This window comes from Flavobacterium sp. 1 (genome assembly GCF_002797935.1).
Lineage (GTDB): Bacteria > Bacteroidota > Bacteroidia > Flavobacteriales > Flavobacteriaceae > Flavobacterium.
Genome location: NZ_PGER01000001.1, coordinates 2,254,001 through 2,274,803 on the forward strand (window position 1 = coordinate 2,254,001; position 20,803 = coordinate 2,274,803).

A 20,803-nucleotide genomic window follows, 5' to 3' on the forward strand; every position below is an offset into this window, starting at 1 on the left:
ATATTTTGATGCTCTGTTCTTCTTCTTTATTGTACACCGTTTAATAAAAAGTTATAAAAATGAAACACGAAGTAGTATTTGCACCTTCTTTCGAACTTTTAAGTGAGAAAGAAAAAATTGAAGGAAATAAAATTGTTGATCTTCTTGGTATAGCGATGGACGAATATTATGAGGGTAATCCCTTTGCATTTCTTAAAATCTACAGCCCAGATAATTTTACATATTTGGATTCAGGAACTGTCAAGAGACGCAACTCTGTACAGGAAATGTCCGAATTTTTCGAAAAGATAAATGGAAAAATCATTGCAGAAAAAGAATATATTTTTAAAGATGTAGCGATCCAGTTTACAAAAGATGTGGCTGTGGTCTCTTTCCAGATGTTTGTAAAAGCTTTAGATTTTGACTTTGAATGGAATGTTTCAGAGATCTTTCAAAAAACTGAAAACGGAGATTGGCTTGTGATCCATTCTCACTATTCATTTGTAAGACCGATGGATATAGGATTTAACCCCGGTCAATTTCCAATTATTTAACTTAGAAAAGGGCTTTGTATTTTTGCAAGCCCTTTCTATTTTAATATTTCACATTTGTTATTCAGCTTCAGTCATGCGCTGTATGCTTTTTGGATAGATGTAAACCCTCAGCTTTTTAAATTCCATACATTATCTATGCCTTAGATTAAGTGTCAACGCATTGAATAGTTGGAAAAAATTATTACATTTGAAATCAATGTCATTTTTTACTTATAATGTTCCACATACTACGAAAAATTATTTTAATTAGTTTTTTATCTTTTTCCTACATTTTAATAGCACAAGAAAAAGATAAAAGTTCCAATCATAGATTAAAGACGAATACTCTTGAACTTCAGGAAAAAAAAATTACGGACGAAGCGTTTAATTTACTCAATCATAACGAGGACAAAAAAGCATACAAAACCGCACACCTGCTTTTAAATAAATCTAAAATAAAACGTACTTTAATTAATGCCAACTTAATTTTAGCTCATTATTTTAATAATAAATCCAGCATTGATTCCTCTCTTTTTTATACCAATCAAGCCTTAAAATTTAATGTCATTGACAATGATTCTCTTCGGAATCGACTGTATGCCGTGGGGTATAATTTATTGGCAATCAACAACCGAAAAAAAGGACTTTTGGACGAATCCAAAAAATGGCATCTCAAAGGAATTGAAGCCTCCCAAAAACACAAAGAAACCGAATTGTATTATACCCATTTGCACGGTTTAGCACTAATTTATAGTGATTTGGGCGACTATACAAATGCACTCAAACTGTTTAAACAATGTCTGGACTATAAGAAGCAGGATCCTGAAATAATTCTGGGAAGTTACATCAATATTAGCGATATTTATAGCGAATGGAAGGAATTTGATAAATCAAATTCCTATTTGCATAAAGCAAAAATACTAAGCGAAAAAAATAATAACTACCAAGGAAAAGCAGTTGTATGCATTAGTTTGGCAACCAATTATCAATTGCAAAACAAAATAAAAGAAGCCATTCCTTTATTTAATGAAACCATCAAAATTGCCGACAAAAACGAATTGCCTCAAATAGCCATTATCGCGCGGTTGAATTTAGGCAAAATACTTTTGGATCAAAACAAATTAGATGAAGCCAAAATTATTTTTACCAGCGCATTAGATGATACCGTCAAATTAGGTTATTTAAATGAACAAAATCAGATTTATAATTACCTGAAAGACATTTCTATTGCCCAAAATGATTATAAAACCGCATATCATTTTACCAATAAATCCTCTGAAATAAAAGATTCAATTGCTCATCTTCAAAAGGATAAAGAAATTAATGAGTTGGAAATCAAATACAAAACATGGCAAAATGAAAAAGAAATAAAAGTATTGCAGGTCGAAAATAAAGCCAAAATATTGGAACTGAAAAATAATGAAGAAACGTTGGCTTACCTAAACCTTCAAAAAGAAATTAATCAAAAGAAGAACGAAAATAAAATTTTAAGTCTGCATAATATTTCGCAAAAGAAAGCCAGTGAAATTACTTCACTCAAAAAAGATCAACTGCTGAAAACAGCTGAAATTAATTCGGAAAAACAAACTAAAAAAATAACTTTTATTTCTTTTACGGCTCTTTTAATTCCGATTATTGGGTTGCTTTTTTTATACTATCAAAGACTAAAAACCCAACGATTGCTTAACCAAAATGAGAAAGAAATTAGCGAACAAAAAATAATTTCGCTCGTAAAAGACCAAGAATTAAAGTTAATAAAAGCAGCCGTAAAAGGGCAGGACAAAGCACGAACTAAAATTGCCAAGGAACTGCACGATAGCATCGGCGGTAATCTCGCCGCTATAAAATTACAGCTCAACTCCATTTCTACCAAACCCGATACCGTTGAAAACATACAAAAACAATTGGACGAAACCTATCAGCAAGTTCGGGATTTGTCTCATAATTTGATTCCGGAAAAATTCAGTCAAAATAATTTTTCTAATCTATTGGAAGAATATCTAAAAAATCTGGCGGGAATCAACAACTTAAAAACTTCCTTCTCCGCTTATCCAAAAACGAAGATTGATTTGATAGCCGATAATCTGCAAATGGAAATTTACAAAATCATTCAAGAATTGGTAACCAATACGCTCAAACATGCCAAGGCAACCACTATTGATTTGCAACTGAACTATATAGAAGACAACCTCAATATTTTATTTGAAGATAACGGAATTGGATTTGATTCGCAAAAAAAAGAGGGCGGAATTGGTTTCAAAAACATCCATAGCCGATTGAGTACTATTTCTAGTTCGATGGAAATTGACTCGATGCTAAAACGGGGAACTATTATAAACATTGATATTCCGTTAAATAACTCCCATTTTAAGACCAACACATAAAACATGGAAAAAATTAAAATCATTATTGCCGATGATCATACCATGTTTCTTCAAGGTATCGTTTCATTATTAGAAAATGAAGAAAACATTACCATTTTGGGGAAAGCGGAAAACGGGAAAGCGGTTTTCAAAATAATAGAAAATTCCATTCCTGATATTATATTGCTGGACATAAGCATGCCCGAAATGGACGGAATTGAAGTGACCAAAATTATAAAACAAAAATTCCCTTCCATCAAAATATTGATTGTAAGCACACACAGCAACATACAAATGATTGCCAAACTCATACGTATGGGAGTGGATGGTTATTTGCTAAAAAATGCTGAAAAACAAGAACTCCTCCACGCTATTGAAACTATTCAAAACGGAGCCACTTATTTTTGTAAGGAAGTCACAGAAAAAAATGACGATAACAATTCTAAAATAAAAAGTGAAACCCTCCAAATAACTGAATTGAGCAATAGAGAAAAAGAAATCCTTATTCTTATTGCCCAAGAGTTTACGGGTAATGAAATTGCAGAAAAAACTTTTATTAGCCTTAATACAGTCAATACCCACCGTCGGAATTTAATTTCGAAACTCAATGTAAAAAACACGGCAGGATTAGTAAAATATGCTATAGAATACGGGTTGCTGGATTGAACCAAACTACCTTTCAAATCCTTTTCCAAGACGATAGTTTAAAACAAGACTATGTGTGTTATTAATAGTAGCACTTTCTAATGAATAGTTGTACGAATACATAATTCTCCAGTGATCGAATAAATAAAAACCAGCAAGGAAATTCAAGGCTGAACTGCTTCTGTAACCTGCTCCGACTTCGACTATGTTTTTATAATTAACCATTAAATTAAAATCGACTTGAAGCGGAGCTCCAGAGACGCATTTTATCAAAGTGCTTGGGTTAATCAGTACTTCTTCAAATTGATTGGTAAAAAAACGATAGCCCAGATACCCATAATAATTGTTTTTTATATTTAGATTCGTCTCATTAGATAAAGAAGAACCAAATAGATTGGGAGCAGAGAGACCTAAATAAATATGGTCTTTATTATACAAAAAACCAACGCCCATATTGGGTATTAACGTATGAATGTTTTCTTGAAAATTAGGGTCATTTTCAATTCCTAATTCCAGTAAATTTTCATCATATATGGAGGCTCCTGCGGTAATTCCAAAAGAAATAATATTAGGATCATAAGCCCACCATTTGCCTTGAGCATATTCGGAATCAAAAAAAATCTTATAGGAGTAAGCGCCAAAAAAATTGGTGACACTCGAAACTCCTATTTGATCTCTAGACACTCCAGCAGCTAGCCCCACATGTTTGGATCTTAAGGGAGCGTTCACTGTTAATTGCGTATCTCTTGCGCCACCCTCAACGGAATAAAAATTACCAGTACTTATTAATGTAATGTCAATATCTTCATAATAGCCCGCATGGGCAGGATTAATGACGACTGTATTGTAATTATAATTTGCAAAAATTGGCGTTTGCTGTCCTTGAATGCTATTGGAAACTATTCCAAATGCAATCAGAATAGTTAGCTTAAAATAATTTGGATTCATTAATTATCGTTTTAAAACAAGGTAACCCTTGTGCTTTTTTAAATGAGATGCTGCTTCGGTTTTTATTTCAAAAAAGTAAGTTCCTTCTGGAAGCAAATCGGCTCCAAGGTTTCTTTTCCTGTTAGCAACACCGGTAAAAACGTTGGTGGTATTGTTATATCCTTTTATTTGGAATACTAAGTCTCCCCATCGATTGTAAATGGAGACTTCATTTTTTGGAAACTGGTCGATTGTATCGATGTACCAAAAATCATTTATTCCGTCGTTATCTGGTGAAAAACCATATTTTGTGTCGTCTTTTTGTCGCTGTTCTACATAAATGGTAATAGCATCTTCAGCTGTACAGCCCTCAATATTTTTGAAAATAACGGTATATGTAGTCGTTTCTAATGGACTGGCAATAGGATTACTGATTGATGAATTATTCAATCCTGTCATTGAATTCCAATTAAAACTTCCTTCGGTAGTTGCAACTGCCTGGAGATAAACTTGTTCTCCTTCTTGAATATAAACATCGCTGCCTGCATTTACCGAAACTGAATTTTCGAATAATTTGAAACTGCACTTTGAATTATTTTTACTGGCATCTGTTGCCGTTATCGTAACTGTCATCCCAACTGTAAAAGGACTTCCTGCCAGTGGACTTTGTGTAACAATAGGATTGGCGTCTTGATTGTCTTTAACTGTTACTAACGTTGTATAATCAGGAATTTTTGTTATCGAGCAAGCTATGTATTGGTCAGACAAACATGTTATTTTTGGAGATTCCATATCTGCTATTTCATTTACGACCAAAGAGCAAGAGCCTATATTTCCCGAAGCATCTTTGGCCGAAATCACGACCGTCATTCCATTTGTAAAAGGACTACCGGCTACTGGACTTTGAGTAATTATTGGTAAAGCATCACAATTATCGCTAACTGTAACGGTAGAAATATAACTTGGCAGCACTGCTCCTGAAATGAGGATTTTGTTTCCCGAGCAAGTAATGTTAGGCTTTATAATATCTGCGGAAGCATTAATAATAAAACTACAATTAGAACTATTATTTGAAGCATCTTTGGCGGTCATTGTAATTGTCATTCCATCCACAAAAGGGCTTCCTGCGATTGGACTTTGAGTGATTATTGGCGAAGGGTCGCAATTATCGGTGGCAATGATTAATGGGATATAATTTGGAATTGTTGCACCGCAGGATAATATTTGATTTCCAATGCAGGTGATGACTGGCTTTGTAACATCTGCGGAAGCGATAACCAAAAAACTACACACTTCTGAATTATTCGAAACATCTTTGGCGGTCATTGTAATTTTCATTCCAGGCACAAAAGGACTTCCAGCTATTGGATTCTGCGTGATTATTGGCGAAGGGTCGCAATTATCAGTGGCAATGATTAATGGAATATAATTTGGAACTGTTGCACCGCAGGATAATATTTGATTTCCAATACAAGTGATGACTGGCTTCGTAACATCTGCGGATGCGTTAACCAAAAAGCTACAAGTTTGGGTGTTATTTGAAGCATCTTTGGCGGTCATTGTAATTGTCATTCCATCCACAAAAGGGCTTCCAGCGATTGGACTTTGAGTGATTGTTGGCGAAGCATCGCAATTATCAGTGGCAGTGATTAATGGGATATAATTTGGAATTGTTGCACCGCAGGATAATATTTGATTTCCAATGCAGGTGATGACTGGCTTTGTAACATCTGCGGAAGCGTTAATCAAAAAGCTACAAGTTTGAGTGTTATTTGAAGCATCTTTGGCGGTCATTGTAATTGTCATTCCAGACACAAAAGGACTTCCTGCTATTGGACTTTGAGTGATTGTTGGCGAAGCATCGCAATTGTCTGTGGCTGTAATTAATGGAATATAATTTGGAACTGTTGCACCGCAAGATAATGTTTGGTTGCCAATACAAGTGATGACTGGCTTAGTCACATCTGCGGAAGCGTTAACTAAAAAACTGCAGGTTTGGGTGTTCTTTGAAGCGTCTTTGGCGGTCATTGTAATTGTCATTCCAGACACAAAAGGGCTTCCAGCAATTGGATTCTGCGTGATTATTGGCGAAGCATCGCAATTATCAGTGGCAATGATTAATGGAATATAATTTGGAACTGTTGCACCGCAACTTAATGTTTGGTTGCCAATGCAAGTGATGACTGGCTTTGTAACATCTGCGGAAGCGTTAATCAAAAAGCTACAAGTTTGGGTGTTATTCGAAGCGTCTTTGGCGGTCATTGTAATTGTCATTCCAGACACAAAAGGACTTCCTGCTGCTGGACTTTGCGTGATTGTCGGAGAAGCGTCGCAATTATCAGTGGCAGTGATTGATGGAATGTAATTTGGAATTGTTGAACCGCAACTTAATGTTTGGTTGCCAATGCAAGTGATGACTGGCTTAGTCACATCTGCGGAAGCATTAATCAAAAAGCTACAAGTTTGGGTGTTATTCGAAACATCTTTGGCAGTCATTGTAATTGTCATTCCATCCACAAAAGGGCTTCCTGCTATGGGACTTTGAGTGATTGTTGGTGAAGCATCGCAATTATCGGTCACGGTGATTAATGGAATGTAACTTGGAATTGTTGTACCGCAAGATAATGTTTGGTTGCCAATGCAGGTGATGACTGGCTTAGTCACATCTGCGGAAGCGTTAATCAAAAAGCTACAAGTTTGGGTGTTATTCGAAGCGTCTTTGGCGGTCATTGTAATTGTCATTCCAGACACAAAAGGACTTCCTGCTGCGGGACTTTGAGTGATTGTTGGTGAAGGGTCTGTGTTGTCAGAAACCGTTACCATGCTTATATAATTTGGGATTGTTGCGCTTCCGCAAGCTAGTAGCTGATTGGAAGGACATATTATCGTTGGTGCTTGTGTATCTCCAACGGATGAAATGGTAAAACTGCAAGTAGAAAAATTAGATTTAGCATCAGTAGCGGTAAGCGTTATGGTTTGTAAACCGCCTGCAAAAATAGTTCCTGCTACTGGATCTTGTGTAACTACAGGACTGCTGTCACAATTGTCCGTAACTGTGATGTCTGTTTTGTAATTTGGTATTGCTGAGCCAACAGCCAAAACCTTATTATTTGGACAATCGGTTATTACTGGTTTTTCCGTGTCTGGAGCAATTTGTTTTCCAAAAACTACATAGGCAAAACCAGGTGATCTATTAATTCGCAGCCAACTTCCATAAGAATCAATACTATTTCCTATAATTATATCGCTTATACCATCATTATTTACATCTCCAGCATAATTTACGGAGTAATTAGCCGAAGAACCATCAGAACTTATTATAAGCACATCTTTAGCACCAAGCGTAGCACGGTTAACTATTGGAGTCCAGATATTTTTCCCAAATAATATATTAAAATCAGGACCATTTTGAAAAACATAATCTCCAAATCCATCTTTATTAAAATCTCCCGCAGTACCAAATGAATCTCCCCAATAAATGTTAGTGATTTTAAAACCATTAGTCCCATTCAAATTTTTTAGATCCATTAATGCAGGAATAGTTGTGCCACCAAAAAGGATATAATCTCTGGCAACTGCTATATCATTATATCCATCGCCATTGATATCTCCTGCCTTTGAAATACCAAGATAAGAAGCCAAAGGATTACTGCTGTTTTCCAGAACAAACCCGTTGCTGCCATTTAGCGTAGATAGATCAAATACCGCTGGAAAATTTGAAGAACGTCCATAAATGACAAATTTGCGAATCTGACCACTTCCGTTATAACCGCCTAGTCCCATATCCGAAATTCCATCTCCATTTATATCTCCTAAGCCCGAAATGGCATCTCCAACCGCACCAGCAGTAGCATCACCTTGTATTGAAAAACCGTTAGTCCCATTAATTTGATTGGTTCTTAATACTGCAGGAAATGTAGAATGCGAACCATAGACAACAAAACATTTTCCGTTTACTGCACTAGAACCACCAGTAATTGCAGCTATATCTTGTATTCCGTCGCCATTTATATCTCCTATTTTATCTGTATTAATCCCCACAGCTTCAGAGTCATCTGATCCAATAAGTGAAAACCCATTGGTGCCATCCAAAGTGGACAAAAAGAATTCTGCTGGGAAACCACCTGCTTTTCCAAAAACAATATAAGTGTAACCGACTTGGGAACCCGTATTATATTGATCTCGAAAAGGATCACTAATCATAAAATCTCCAATTCCATCTCCATTTATATCTCCCGCACTCCCTACTTTATGACCTGTTGCGGTGGAATATAGGAATGGATTGTCATTTCGAATAGCAAACCCGTTTGTGCCATTGAGCAATCCTAAATCTACATTGGGAGGAAAACCAGCCGAAGTGCCATAAACTACATAAGCTGCTCCTTTGACAATTCGAAATTCATTGAAATATTTGCCATAGCTAGCGTTATAATTTCCGGGAGCTCCAATAATAAAATCATCAATTCCATCTCCGTTGACATCTCCAGCTGAATTCACACTGAAACCAACTTCTCTACTGGCTATTTCTCCGTAAATTCTAAAACCATTGTTGCCATTAAGATCACTTATATCAAGAGTAGTGGTTTTACAATTAATTTCGACCATATCAGTTCTTACCTTTATCAAAAAAGTACAGGAGTTAGTATTTCCCGATTTATCTGCAACTGTAATAGTCACATTGGTATCAGCTGTAAACAAAGTACCTTGTGGTGGATTTTGAGTGAAAATCAAATCCATATTGTCTGTACAATTATCATATACATTATCTAAAAAAGAAACATAATTGGGTAATGTTGAATTTACATATAATAATCTTTCACTTTGAGGACTACTTATAGTGGGAACTTCGTTATCGATACGGTTAAGTTTTTCACCATAAAAAACATAAGCGTTCCCGTTTACCAAAGGCGAATAGGATTTTGGTATAGAACCAACTATAAAATCATTGGTTCCATCCTTATTAAAATCGCCGATTCCTCCTGCATCTTGACCAAAATAATCCGTACTATAATACTTATCATCATTAAATACCTGATAACCTTTAGTGCCAAAAATCATATTTTCATTTAGGATTCCTGTAGCAGTTGTACCGCCGAAAACAACAAAAACGGCACCATTAAGAGCCAATCCACCTTTGCGTGAAGCTATGATTACATCGTCTTTACCATCATTGTTGACATCTTTCAAACTATTAACGACAGTTCCCAATTCGCCAAAGGCTTTTTTCCCTTGAAACACAACTCCTGTACTTGCATTTAAACTGCTGGTGGGAAAAGTGGCTGGAAAAGGAGTGTTTCTGCCAAAAACAATATAGGCTTCGCCAACTGAACTCAACCCATTAATCTTTTTGCCCGGTGCTCCAACAACAACATCATCTATACCGTCATTATTAAAATCTCCTGCAGACGCTACTGATGTTCCGAGCGCTTCATAATCAAAAGCTCCGTCATTTGTTATAACTGTACCATCTGTTGCGGTCATGGTGCCTAATCCATATAATGGAGCAAAAGCCGTACTTTTTCCGTACCAAATTATAGCTCTTCCAGAATATTGAACACTTCCTTCATTGTAATGTGAAATTCCTAAAATTAAATCATCAACACCATCATTGTTAATATCCCCTGCATTTCTTCCTATTGAAGACCATCCTGAATAATAGATTTGATATCCATCGATACGAAACCCATTAGTACCATTTAAAGAGTTGCTATTCAAACTTGAAATTCCAGATTTACCAAAAACAATAAAATACTGTCCATACGATCCTGTACCCACATTTATGATAACATCATTAATTCCGTCCTTATTGACATCTCCAGCAGTACTCACATCAATAACATAGGTATTTGCAACAAAATTTGCAGTAAAAACAACACTATTGGAAGCATTCAAATCAGATCTATTATACAATGGTAGAAAAGCTGCAGCTGAGCCAAATAAAACAAATGCCGTTCCCTGTGTGGCAAAATTATCTCCTACAATAATATCATCAATACCATCATTATTAAGGTCTCCCGCAGTACTTATTGTAGTTCCTAATTTCTCATTAGCAACAACTCCCCGAATCACAAAGCCATTGGTTCCGTCAAGGGCTGTAACATCAAAATTGTTTATTGAAAGACCTGCTTTTCCATATATAACATAAATTTCCCCAACATTATTTAATCCTCCAAAATCGGCGCCAGGAGCACCAATCATAATATCTGGAATTCCATCGTGGTTGATGTCTCCTGCACTTTTTGTAGTCGTTCCAAGTTCATCTGCAGAAGCTTTTCCTTCAATAGAGAAACCATTGGTTCCGTTTAGAATGGATTTTGGGACTTCGGGACAGCCTTGGCTATAGGAAACCAGACTATTAGCTAACAAAAAAAGAATCGTGATTACATAAAATATTCGTGATTTCTGAACTGAAATGACATTGTTTCTCATTGTGAAATTTTCCTTTTAATTTAAAAAGCAAAACTAAAAGTTGAAAAAATCATATCCATCACTATAAATGATGATTTTGTATTTTGAAAAGAAGATTATTCAGAGTAATTTATATCTTCATTATGCTGCAAGATACTAAAAAGCTCTTATAGCACGTATTCTGTTTGAATTTGATTTTGATGTAGAAACAATAGATCCTCCGCCAAAATAAAAAGCTTCTGCAATGCTAGCCAAAAGTTCGGTACTACTCCAATAAGTCGAAGTACCGTCTATTGGCAATAAGGTGTTGCCCGCTGATCGTAATGTTTTTTGAACATAAAAACGATGTTGATACAACAAACTTAATTCATCAATGCTAGGCAAATACCAACCAGTTCCCAGAGTAGCAATATAGGTTGGTATTGTTCCTGCTGTAATTAAAGAAGTATTATAAGCACCATCTTCAGTACGGTCGGCACCAAACCAATAACCTCCAGCACCATTTAGCCAAACTCCTGTTGTCTCTGTGTTGGCAACTATTAACCCGTGTTCCAAACCATCGCTTCCTCGGTAAATTTCAAAAATAATGCCTCCATTAAAAGGTTCACCAAGATAATGGGCAAAACCAGACACTGTACTGCTCGAATTTTTAGCATACAAAGCATAAGGAACACTCAACAATTGGCTCGATCCAGAAATAGTATATGAACTGCCTCCTGCTGGGTCAGTTTCTGTTTTTATAAAATAAGATCCTGCTCCCCAGTTTATAGCAGCAAACGTACCTGACGTTACTGTTCCAGTACCTATTTCAACACTAACCAAACCATTTGCGTTTGTGGTTGCAGTTTGTGTTTCTACATACACTGGAGTTCCTGTGTCCGAGGTACGCAGAATGCTTATTCGCATTCCTATTGTTTGATTGCTAATTAGCGAATTATTTGCATTACGAATTACGGCTTGGTAACTCATTTTATTTGGTGCTTGGGCAAAAGAAACTGTACTTATTAGTACTATTATTGCTATAATGATCAGTATTTTTTTCATAATATTAGACGCTAATTTTTAATAATTTTAAATGTTTTCATTATTTTATTATTTTGATTTACGTTTAACAAATAACTTGCTCGGCTAAATCCTGACATTTCAACTTCAGTCTTTTCATTTTGAATTTTACCCTCTAAAAGTAATCTTCCGAATAAATCATATAATTGATACGTTAAACCTATAATTTCGGTATTTTCTATAACTATGTTTAACACATCGGTAGTTGGATTAGGATATATTTTTCCCTCTAACTTTATATCAAACTCCTGGTTTCCCAATACAACTTGAATTTCAAGAGGCTGTTGTACTCCAGTAACCACAGATTCTTTAATACCGATAATGTTAGCATACACCATTTGCCCCACAGAATAACTTACACTCCCACCTGTACCCAAAATATTCTTACCCGAAGCCGTTGTATTGCTTTGTGCATTTGCGGTTGCAATTCCCAATCCAAGCTGCAGTAAGGGAATAAAAAATCTATTTTTCATAATGCTTAAATATTTATATTACAATCTATCCGTTTTTTTTCAGCAAATCTAAAAGCATTGCATTTTTATAAAGTCAAATTTTCTTTTTTCAAAAAAATAGATATTGAGTTTTTTTTTGTTATAGTAGATTTTCAATAGCCGTTTTTATTCTCTCTTTCTCTTTAGATTCAAGAATTGATAAAGGCGAAAGGATTTCCAGCAGTAATGTTTGCTCGTTTAGTATAGTAGTATTGGTTGTTCCAATAGTAATTTGAATATTTTTAATGGCGTTTTGAACCAGTTTTTTACCCAATTCATCTGCAGTGAGGGTTTCAAAAATTATGGGAAGATATCCAATGGCGCGCAATACATCACCACGTGAGCTTTCGGGAAAAGAATCAACATCTAAAAGTAATTGGGTTTTCTCTCCGATGATTTTTTCCAATTCGGTTTCACTATTTTTGATGGCTCGTTTCAGTTCCAAACTTCCAACGATAGCTGTGTTTTCGGGAGCGGCAAAAAACTTTAAATAATGACTAGGTTCGACGAGTGTAAGAGCTACAACTTGGCTACTAGAGACCAAAGTAATTTCGGATTTTGAATAGGAATCGGGAATTCCCAAAATCATCAATAAATGCTCGTTAGCCGTTTTTCTGGAATGAATAATACTGCCACGAAGCGTGTTTCCTGTATGCAACAATAATTCCAGTTTGGGTAAACTGGAATTATCTTCTGTATTTTGAGCCAAATCAGCAAGTTCTGTAAACCAACTGGAGAAGTCTTTGAACAGATTTTTTTTGTAAGAGGCAATCATAATTACAATAAAGCTTCTACATAGTTGGCAATTTGAGAATCGGTTTGAGAACTAAAAGATCCTTGTACTAATTGAACTGTCAATGCTAATGTTTTGTCTTTCAATTCCATTTTTACATCATCATTATTATCTGAATTGGTTAATTGAATGGTTGACATTTTGTCCTGTAAAGCCTCTTTCCCCATATCATCAGAACATATTTTTTTTACGAATGACTCTAAATCATCAAAAACAATATCTAATCTTGTAAGTGGATATTGATCATAAGCGGTAAATGTATCCCAGTTGATATCAACTTTAATATCATAACCTGCTTTGTCTTTTAGTTTTGCTTCAAAAGCTGGAAGTTTTTCTGTTTTAATTGATTCTGCTGTACGTTTTTCTGCTAATCCCATAGGTTAAATTTTTTATTATTAGTTAATTGTTAAACTTTTATAATGCAAATCTAATCTTGTGTTTTTTAGAAACACTCACTATTTATAGTGATTTTGTACTGGAGGTTTTAGCCTAAACTTAAATTATTTTTTTTTGCTAAAGCCCATTCCTATTGCTATTTTACTAAAAAACTTTCAAAATTTAAGTAACAGGACTCATCAACTCTTCCTGAAGTTTTATTGGCAGTGAGTTGAAATGTTTTTCCGTCATATCCGATGGTATATCCTCCGATGGATTCTTATTTGTAGCGGGACGCACCACAAACACACCGCCACCCAAACGGTTGTCGCCACAATCTTGTACTGATTCCATAAATACTAGCGAATTCTTAGTGCGGATAGTTGCAGGCAATTGAAAAGTACGAAGCCCTAAATTATAGACAGGTCCAAATTTTTCGACATTTAAAATCTTGATTCTAAAAGTCTCGCCTTTTGTTTTAAAACGTACATAAGTCGTACTCCAAGCTTCTATAAGTACATTATTTGGAATTCCATTCCTACTAGAAGAAATACCGATGTGTTTTTTGATTTGAAACTCCCGAAATAAACCTGTTCGACAATGCACAAAAGGATTCGCATCGCTAGTTTCGAGCGAAATCATTTCTGTCGAAGGCTCTGATTGTGGGAAGGTTTCTTTTTTTGAAATATCGGGCAGATAATAATCCTCCCGATTATTAGTCGTTCTATTTTCTTGAGAACAACAAATCATGCGACTGTCTCTTACTCCCGAAAGCAAAATTTCTAGTTTGCCTTGGCGTTTAAAAACCACACCCGCTTCATGAATTTGGTCTCCCATAACCCGAAGATTTATAAACTCTATATATTCGGCTGAAGTGTATAATTGTATAAAAAGTTTTTCGAAATCTCTTGCGCCCAAATCCAATTTTGAGTTGTGTATTTGATTGTAAGGAAGAGCATCTTTTTTTCCTGTTTCTAATAATGGGATGTATGAAGTTGGTCCATAGAAACAACCACTTCGGCTGGAAAAGGACAGGGGCGTTTCGAATGTAACAATATTGTTTCCGTTTTCATCCAGTAGCGAGTAGGCTTTCCCATAAGGCTTGGTTTCCTTTTCATATACTCTAAAAGGTCCCGTTCCATCCAGATCCGAATAAACTATATATTGTTTTACGGACGGAATATAAAAGTAGCGCGGATAATACACACGCCCACGAAGCACTGGTGCCAATTCATACTTTTTCGATTTACTTAATATCGTATTACGAAACATAAATTTATATTTTGAGGAATTCACGGTTTTCGGTAACAAAAAAAAGACAAAAAGAAAAATAGGAATTAGTATGTAAAGGTTGATTGTTTCAATCATCGGTATGAATAGGGATGTCGGGTTGCTTTTCTTTCAAAATATCAAGAGCAAGCTGAATGAGTTCTTTTAAGACCAAATCTGAATTTATTGAAATATTATTCCTCCAGCTGCTGAATCTCTTCAAAAAAAATATCTTCATATTTTGCTTTTAGATACCTGTATATAGGCTCAGTAACCAGAATATAGCCTGGGTCTTCCTTTATCAAAAACATGTTCAGGTGTTCGGGTACTTTATTGGCATAAATTCCTACTTCGTAGTCATTAAGTGTTTTGGTACAATCAATTCGCCCCAGAATATTTAAAAAAAGGTAATTGTCTATGATTACCTCATTTTTCAGATCTCGAATAATGACAGGATGCATCTCAATATTGTCTATTCCAATTTCAAGAAGATCATTATAAAATTGTTTGGTTCCAATGAGTCCCGGGGAGGTGAAAAAAGTGGGGAATATACCTGTTTCTTCTTCATCGTCTAAATCACAAATTAGAGGACCTTTGAAAGGTTCTCCATTATCACAGTCGTTTGTATAGTCAATAAGAAGATTTCCTGTATGTGTAATCAACATGCTGTGACTACGCATGAACAATGTGGCAGGCTCCGTGCCATCGTAACGGTACAATGGAATTTTGTCCGACATTGCATAATATTTCTTGGTTTTAGTCTTCATATTTAGTTTTGTTTTTTCTTATTCTCACCTTTCAACTGATATTGTTTTACCAAGCGATTGTCTATATATAAATCGACTTTGTTTCCAGGAAGAAAGAATATTTTTATGGGTAAAATGCCTTTTTCGTGAATCCAAAAGCTGAGATTGTCGAGTAATCCTGATTTTGGGAGATCCTTTTCCTTACACAAACTGTAATCAAACTGAAACTCTTGCAAAGGCATACTATTGGTTTTATCCAAAAAACACTCAAATGTAATTTTGTTGGCAAATCTTGGAATATTCCTCAAATTAGGTTGGTTGTAGATAAGAACCTCATCTTTGTTCAATTCTTCTGTGTCTGACTCCAGTTGGATATAGGTTTCGGAGTAATCGGACGTGTTTGTAAAAATAATTTTATGTGCAATTGGCATGCTACCCGACTCATTTTTTACCTCAACTTGGCATATACTGAATGATTTGTAATGATATGATATATACTCAGCCTCCTCAATGTAATGATATACAAATTGACCTATCATAATTAATGCAATTAGACTCAAAGGGAGTACAAAAGCCGTTTTGGGTACTTGGCTTTTACTTAAATAACAAACCAAGCAAAAACCGCAAAACAATACAGAAAAAACCACAAGCGTTGGCGTGATAAATTCCGAACCGTTTGGGCCATTACTGCCTCCATTGGGTGTGGCATGTGACAGTGTTACATAAAAGAATGAAATAACAAATGCAATCAAACCTGTAACCACCAGCGCAACCGACCAATGTGTAAATCGTACAAAAAACCACTGCACACCCGAAATAATCAGCACGAGGACGATTAACATCCCTATTATTTCTTTGATATCTTCTCCCATTTGTTTAAAATTTATTTAAAATCTTTGTATTACCATTTTGACAAGTTTTATTACTACTGAAATAAATATGAGAAGTGGTAAAAAATAACCAGGCAACAAAAGTATTATTCCACTATCTCCATTATAAGGTTTGCCGTAACGGCCACAAATGTAAATTAGTACACACCAGAAAGTAAAGAAACTGATTGATGATAAAAACCAATGCAGTATAAAATACCTGTAATTGTCTGTAAAAAGAGAAAGCAGGAAGTTAATAATCAAACAACCAACAAACATATAGGCTCCGTAGCTAATTACAATAGTTTTTGAAAAAAGAGAGATCAACATTATCACTGCCAGCAAAATACATGTAATCAACAATTGATAATAAACATAATAATCGTTGGTAAAAAAAGCTGTTTTAAAATTATTCATAGTCATAACTTATAATAAAATTTGATTGATTTTATATACTACTCAGTTCTGCTGGAGTTTTTTTTTTCGGTAATGTATGTTTTAGAATGCTGAATATTATCAATCCTTGCACTATCAAATAAATTCTTTAAACGTTCAGATACAATTGAGCAATCCATATGATGATGTTTTAATTTCATACCCAATTAATTTTCAAGTTTGTTTAGTTCGACTCAATCTTGCTTCAATTCTTCCTGATGTTTTTATTTCATTGAAAATTTCTGGCAAGTCTTCAGTCTTTCCTGAAAAAATGAGCCTATGTCTAAACCTTAAAAGTTTTATTTCCTTATCTTCCTTACTTATAGGGACTTCTTTGTTATTGGCAGAGTCTATCAGTAGTACCCCTTCTTTATTAAAAAGCTTTATTCCGCCATTTAAATAAATATGAAGAAGTAAAGGCTTTGTTTCTTTGCCTCTAAGCATTCTCAATTTACTTTCAGGATACTTTTCCTGTTCTATTTTAAGTTTCTTAAAAGGGAATGGAATTTCGGCGGAGTAACATTTATCTTCCACAAACGAAAACCAAGTGATTAAAAGCATATCAGTATCAAAAGGAATTTGTACTAATTCTCTAAAAACTGCTTTATTTGTATAATAAATTTTGTCCATAACCTCAATTGTTTGGGGAGAATAATAGTCGAGATAATTATTTATTTTAAAATTAGAAGATTTTCTATTTAAAGTATTTACAAACTGAATGTTATCTACGCAACAAATCAACTCCAGATCATGTTTAACATCTAAAATTAAAGTTACATACGCTACTGCTTGTCGCCATTTGATATAATAATAGTTACTTATTTTTATAGCAAAATATAAAACAGGTAATCCGAACAAAGTAAACAACCATAAATAGAAATAAAGAGGATTAAATTGGTTTGTTTTTTGATATACAACCAATAAGTAAAAACCAAAATCTGTAATAAATAAGACAATAAATACCGTTAAAAAAGTACTGAAATAATAAATAATTTCGAAGAAAATTGATAAAACCCCTAAGCTATTATTTCCGTTATTCCCATTACTTCCATTTGGAGTAGCATTTTTTAAACCATTATAAAAAAAATTAGCAACCAAAGCAAGAATGACATTAAAAATAATTGTAGCCTTAACGTCTAACAAATATAGTATTGGATAAGAAATACATGATGCTAACATAATGGGGAAAAACAGGTAACATATAAATTCTTTTGAATCAAAATATACTGGTTCTATTTTTTTATAAAATTTATATTTTTTCATGTGATAAATTGTTTTTTAACTGCAAAAGCCCAATATCGTAGTTTTCGTAATCGAAACTATCATTTCCAAACCAAATTTATAGGTATTGATTTTCTCTAACATCACTATTTATAGTGATTTTCGTTAGTTTCTAAAATAGTATGTCAAGTTCCGTTTTGGTGCTTGGCGAAGAAACGGATTTCGAAGCACTAAACTGTCTGCCAGCACTGAACTTGATTCGAAACACCAATCTTCATTTAAGCACAGAACCCGCTTTTTTGCCAAACGTCTGTTAGTTTTCTATTGTCTATTGAGTCCATTTTTTAATTCCTTCAGATAGTTTAAAATAGCTTGTCGTTTTACTTGGTCATTACTGTTTAATTCCCTTTTGAAAAGGTCGTAATTAATGTTTACGAATAGTAATTCATTCTCTGCGTGGAAATAAGTCAATAGTTTCAGCCTATTGAGTTTAACGTCACTAAACTCGGGTTCGTAAATTTTCTTATTTGTGTCGAATTTATATTTGATTTCTGTTGAGTCGTTTATAAATTCAATTTGATTTCCTAATGTGTCTGTAAACTGATTTCTAAACACAAATTTAAGTTTCAATGGTTTCGTGTCCAAAATTGTTGATTCAATCCAATAAGTCCTTATGCTCCAAGAATTTTGCAGATTTATGTTTTCAATTTCTGTCAATGTCGGCAATAGTTCCTCTTTGTCATAGCGGTAAAAATTAAATTGATTCCACCAAATACCTGTTCCACTTTCATAATTTACCTTATAATATAGTACTGTTTCATTGATTTCATTCTTGAAGTGTTTAAGTTCAAGCCCGTAACGGTGAAAAATTTTATGCTTTGCAATAACCTTGTCAGATTTTAAAAAGTAAACATCATTATTCCAAGCTAGTCCACCGTCATAGCCAATTGAGATTGCAAATTCGTTAAAGTCTTTTTTGTTGTTGTCAAACGAGTAAAAGCCAATTGTTAATTTTTTGTTCTCCGAATTTGAAGCTAAGTTACTGCCTATTTCAAGTTGAGGGAAAATTCGTCTTGCTACATCCAAATCTATTTCACCGCTTTTAGTTGCTGTCTTTAACACCTTAAAATCAGTCCGACTTAATTTGTTGTTTAGCTTTATTTGATTGTTTAAAGTAGAGTCAACTTGGAATGTAAGTTTTTCAGTCCAACCATTTGAATTTAAATTCCCAATACTGTCGAGTAATGTAATAAGTTCCTTTTCAGAATATTGAACGGTCGGAATAGAATTCGTTGAGTCTTTGTCGGCTGAAACATTTCGTTTATTGACAGTTTGATTTTTACAAGCTGTTAACCCAAGTAATGCGAAAAAAAATATTGTCCATTTCATCGTTGGTGTCGTTTTATAAGCTTACCGCTAACTTTCGCATTGTATTACAATGAATACTAACACATTAATTAAAAACCATTTTCTTTTTTGTAAGCTGAAAGTTCTTTGTAGAAAACCGCTTCATTGCATTGTTCGAAATCGCGAGCCATTATCAAAAAATAGTCTGTTTTGATAAATGACTTTGAAAAATCAAAATACATTAATCGTTTGCATACTTTCATATAAGTCTCCATTACTTGTCTTGCCCAAACCTCGCAAGCCTCATCGTCTTGCCACGGAATTTTTTCGCCATGTGCATTTGTAACCATATAATTAGACTGAATTTCTATTGGATAAAAATCAATAGCAATTGAATTGGGTTCCTCGTTTTCAGAAAAATACCGCATGTCTGGCGCATTATATAACTCATACAATTCCTTGTCCTCAAAATTGCCGTCTATTTCTGAAGCTACACCAAAAGCAATGGTTGGCGGGAATGGCCCTTGCATGCTGTATTCAAACAATAGGCAATATACAGGCTCTTCGATTTTTACTTTTTCAAGAATCTGATCGGCTATGTTTTCTACTAAAAAATCTTCTAACTCGGCCAGGATTTTTTCGACATCTTTAGTTTCCAAATCTTTTTCGAACAGTATACGAATTCTTCCATCAGAGGCTGTTTCTGTAATACGTGCTAAATTGCCTTCGGCATCATAATCCAATTCGCCAATGCAATGATGATCGTAATTGGGCCACTCCAATTTGTAACTTTTAATGAATTGTCCCTCGCAGGTATAGGTTTTTAGCGAAATACCATACTCAGTGCATTCTACAAACTGATGAGGCATGCCGTCTTTTAAATACAGATAACTCAGGTTGATTGCCTTTAAATCTTCATTGTTTTGGTAAACACAAAAACTCTTTTGGTACGCTTCTGTATATTCATAGATTGTGGTATAGAAAATATCGTCTCCGTAATGTTGTTTTTTAAAATACGCTTTTCTGTTTTCGAGATTGATTTTGTATTCATACAAATCATCTGTTTCAGGATCAAAATCTTCCTCATTTTCTATGAATAACTTTGCGTCTGGAGATAAAACTTCGTTGGCAATCTGGGAAAAATAGGGTTGTATTTCAAACAGATTGTATATCGACTGAACTGTAATCCTATTTTTATCTAATAAAACAACGCTCTCTTTTTCGCTGAATGTGCTGGCTATACAATTAAATTCTTCTTGTATTTTGGTATATAATATCTCGTTCATGCTATTTTTATTCAATAGTAAAACAGGCTTTTAAAACTGTTAGGTCTAACTTAA

Annotated in this window: 16 protein-coding genes; 4 read left to right on the forward strand and 12 right to left on the reverse strand. The window is 34.5% G+C overall.

What is annotated here, in order from left to right:
* The first annotated feature begins 59 nt into the window (after positions 1-59).
* The 3 genes from CLU83_RS08975 (at position 60) to CLU83_RS08985 (ending at position 3,541) form a co-directional block, all read left to right on the forward strand.
* Positions 60-533, forward strand: a complete 474-nt coding sequence (locus tag CLU83_RS08975) for a hypothetical protein (protein WP_100431287.1) — start codon at positions 60-62, stop codon at positions 531-533.
* A gap of 215 nt (positions 534-748) precedes the next feature.
* Complete coding sequence (locus CLU83_RS08980) at positions 749-2,896, forward strand: tetratricopeptide repeat-containing sensor histidine kinase (protein ID WP_100431288.1); 2,148 nt, start codon at positions 749-751, stop codon at positions 2,894-2,896.
* A gap of 3 nt (positions 2,897-2,899) precedes the next feature.
* Positions 2,900-3,541 carry a response regulator transcription factor gene (locus CLU83_RS08985; protein ID WP_100431289.1) on the forward strand — a complete coding sequence of 214 codons (642 nt, stop codon included), beginning with the start codon at positions 2,900-2,902 and terminating at the stop codon, positions 3,539-3,541.
* Positions 3,542-3,547: 6 nt separating this feature from the next.
* Here the strand turns inward: CLU83_RS08985 and CLU83_RS08990 are convergent, their stop codons facing one another.
* The 10 genes from CLU83_RS08990 to CLU83_RS09040 all read right to left on the reverse strand — a co-directional run bounded on the left by CLU83_RS08990 (position 3,548) and on the right by CLU83_RS09040 (position 18,158).
* Positions 3,548-4,468 carry a PorP/SprF family type IX secretion system membrane protein gene (locus CLU83_RS08990; protein ID WP_100431290.1) on the reverse strand — a complete coding sequence of 307 codons (921 nt, stop codon included), beginning with the start codon at positions 4,466-4,468 and terminating at the stop codon, positions 3,548-3,550.
* Positions 4,469-4,471: 3 nt separating this feature from the next.
* The gene (locus tag CLU83_RS08995; RefSeq protein WP_100431291.1) at positions 4,472-10,876 is read right to left on the reverse strand and encodes an HYR domain-containing protein; all 6,405 of its coding nucleotides are present in this window, start codon (positions 10,874-10,876) and stop codon (positions 4,472-4,474) included.
* Positions 10,877-11,011: 135 nt separating this feature from the next.
* On the reverse strand, positions 11,012-11,899 hold the full coding sequence (locus tag CLU83_RS09000) for a DUF1566 domain-containing protein (RefSeq protein ID WP_100431292.1): 888 nt from the start codon (positions 11,897-11,899) through the stop codon (positions 11,012-11,014).
* An 11-nt stretch (positions 11,900-11,910) separates the two neighbouring features.
* Positions 11,911-12,390 carry a T9SS type A sorting domain-containing protein gene (locus CLU83_RS09005; RefSeq protein ID WP_100431293.1) on the reverse strand — a complete coding sequence of 160 codons (480 nt, stop codon included), beginning with the start codon at positions 12,388-12,390 and terminating at the stop codon, positions 11,911-11,913.
* Positions 12,391-12,508: 118 nt separating this feature from the next.
* Positions 12,509-13,183 carry a hypothetical protein gene (locus tag CLU83_RS09010; protein ID WP_100431294.1) on the reverse strand — a complete coding sequence of 225 codons (675 nt, stop codon included), beginning with the start codon at positions 13,181-13,183 and terminating at the stop codon, positions 12,509-12,511.
* Positions 13,184-13,185: 2 nt separating this feature from the next.
* Positions 13,186-13,578 (reverse strand): hypothetical protein, encoded by a 393-nt coding sequence (locus tag CLU83_RS09015; protein ID WP_100431295.1) that lies wholly within the window; start codon positions 13,576-13,578, stop codon positions 13,186-13,188.
* Positions 13,579-13,759: 181 nt separating this feature from the next.
* Positions 13,760-14,848 (reverse strand): hypothetical protein, encoded by a 1,089-nt coding sequence (locus CLU83_RS09020; RefSeq protein ID WP_198512274.1) that lies wholly within the window; start codon positions 14,846-14,848, stop codon positions 13,760-13,762.
* Positions 14,849-15,039: 191 nt separating this feature from the next.
* Entirely contained in the window at positions 15,040-15,612 is a 573-nt protein-coding gene (locus CLU83_RS09025; protein WP_100431296.1) for a hypothetical protein, read from the reverse strand.
* A 2-nt stretch (positions 15,613-15,614) separates the two neighbouring features.
* On the reverse strand, positions 15,615-16,463 hold the full coding sequence (locus CLU83_RS09030; RefSeq protein ID WP_100431297.1) for a hypothetical protein: 849 nt from the start codon (positions 16,461-16,463) through the stop codon (positions 15,615-15,617).
* Positions 16,464-17,069: 606 nt separating this feature from the next.
* On the reverse strand, positions 17,070-18,158 hold the full coding sequence (locus CLU83_RS09040; protein ID WP_100431299.1) for a hypothetical protein: 1,089 nt from the start codon (positions 18,156-18,158) through the stop codon (positions 17,070-17,072).
* Positions 18,159-18,298: 140 nt separating this feature from the next.
* On the opposite strand from CLU83_RS09040, the gene CLU83_RS22665 reads away from it, so the two are divergent.
* Positions 18,299-18,433 (forward strand): hypothetical protein, encoded by a 135-nt coding sequence (locus CLU83_RS22665; RefSeq protein WP_255410945.1) that lies wholly within the window; start codon positions 18,299-18,301, stop codon positions 18,431-18,433.
* A gap of 4 nt (positions 18,434-18,437) precedes the next feature.
* Here the strand turns inward: CLU83_RS22665 and CLU83_RS09045 are convergent, their stop codons facing one another.
* Positions 18,438-19,505: a hypothetical protein gene (locus CLU83_RS09045; protein WP_100431300.1), complete on the reverse strand. Its 1,068-nt coding sequence runs from the start codon at positions 19,503-19,505 to the stop codon at positions 18,438-18,440.
* 68 nt (positions 19,506-19,573) lie between these two features.
* Positions 19,574-20,749 (reverse strand): hypothetical protein, encoded by a 1,176-nt coding sequence (locus tag CLU83_RS09050; RefSeq protein ID WP_100431301.1) that lies wholly within the window; start codon positions 20,747-20,749, stop codon positions 19,574-19,576.
* Positions 20,750-20,803: the final 54 nt, after the last annotated feature.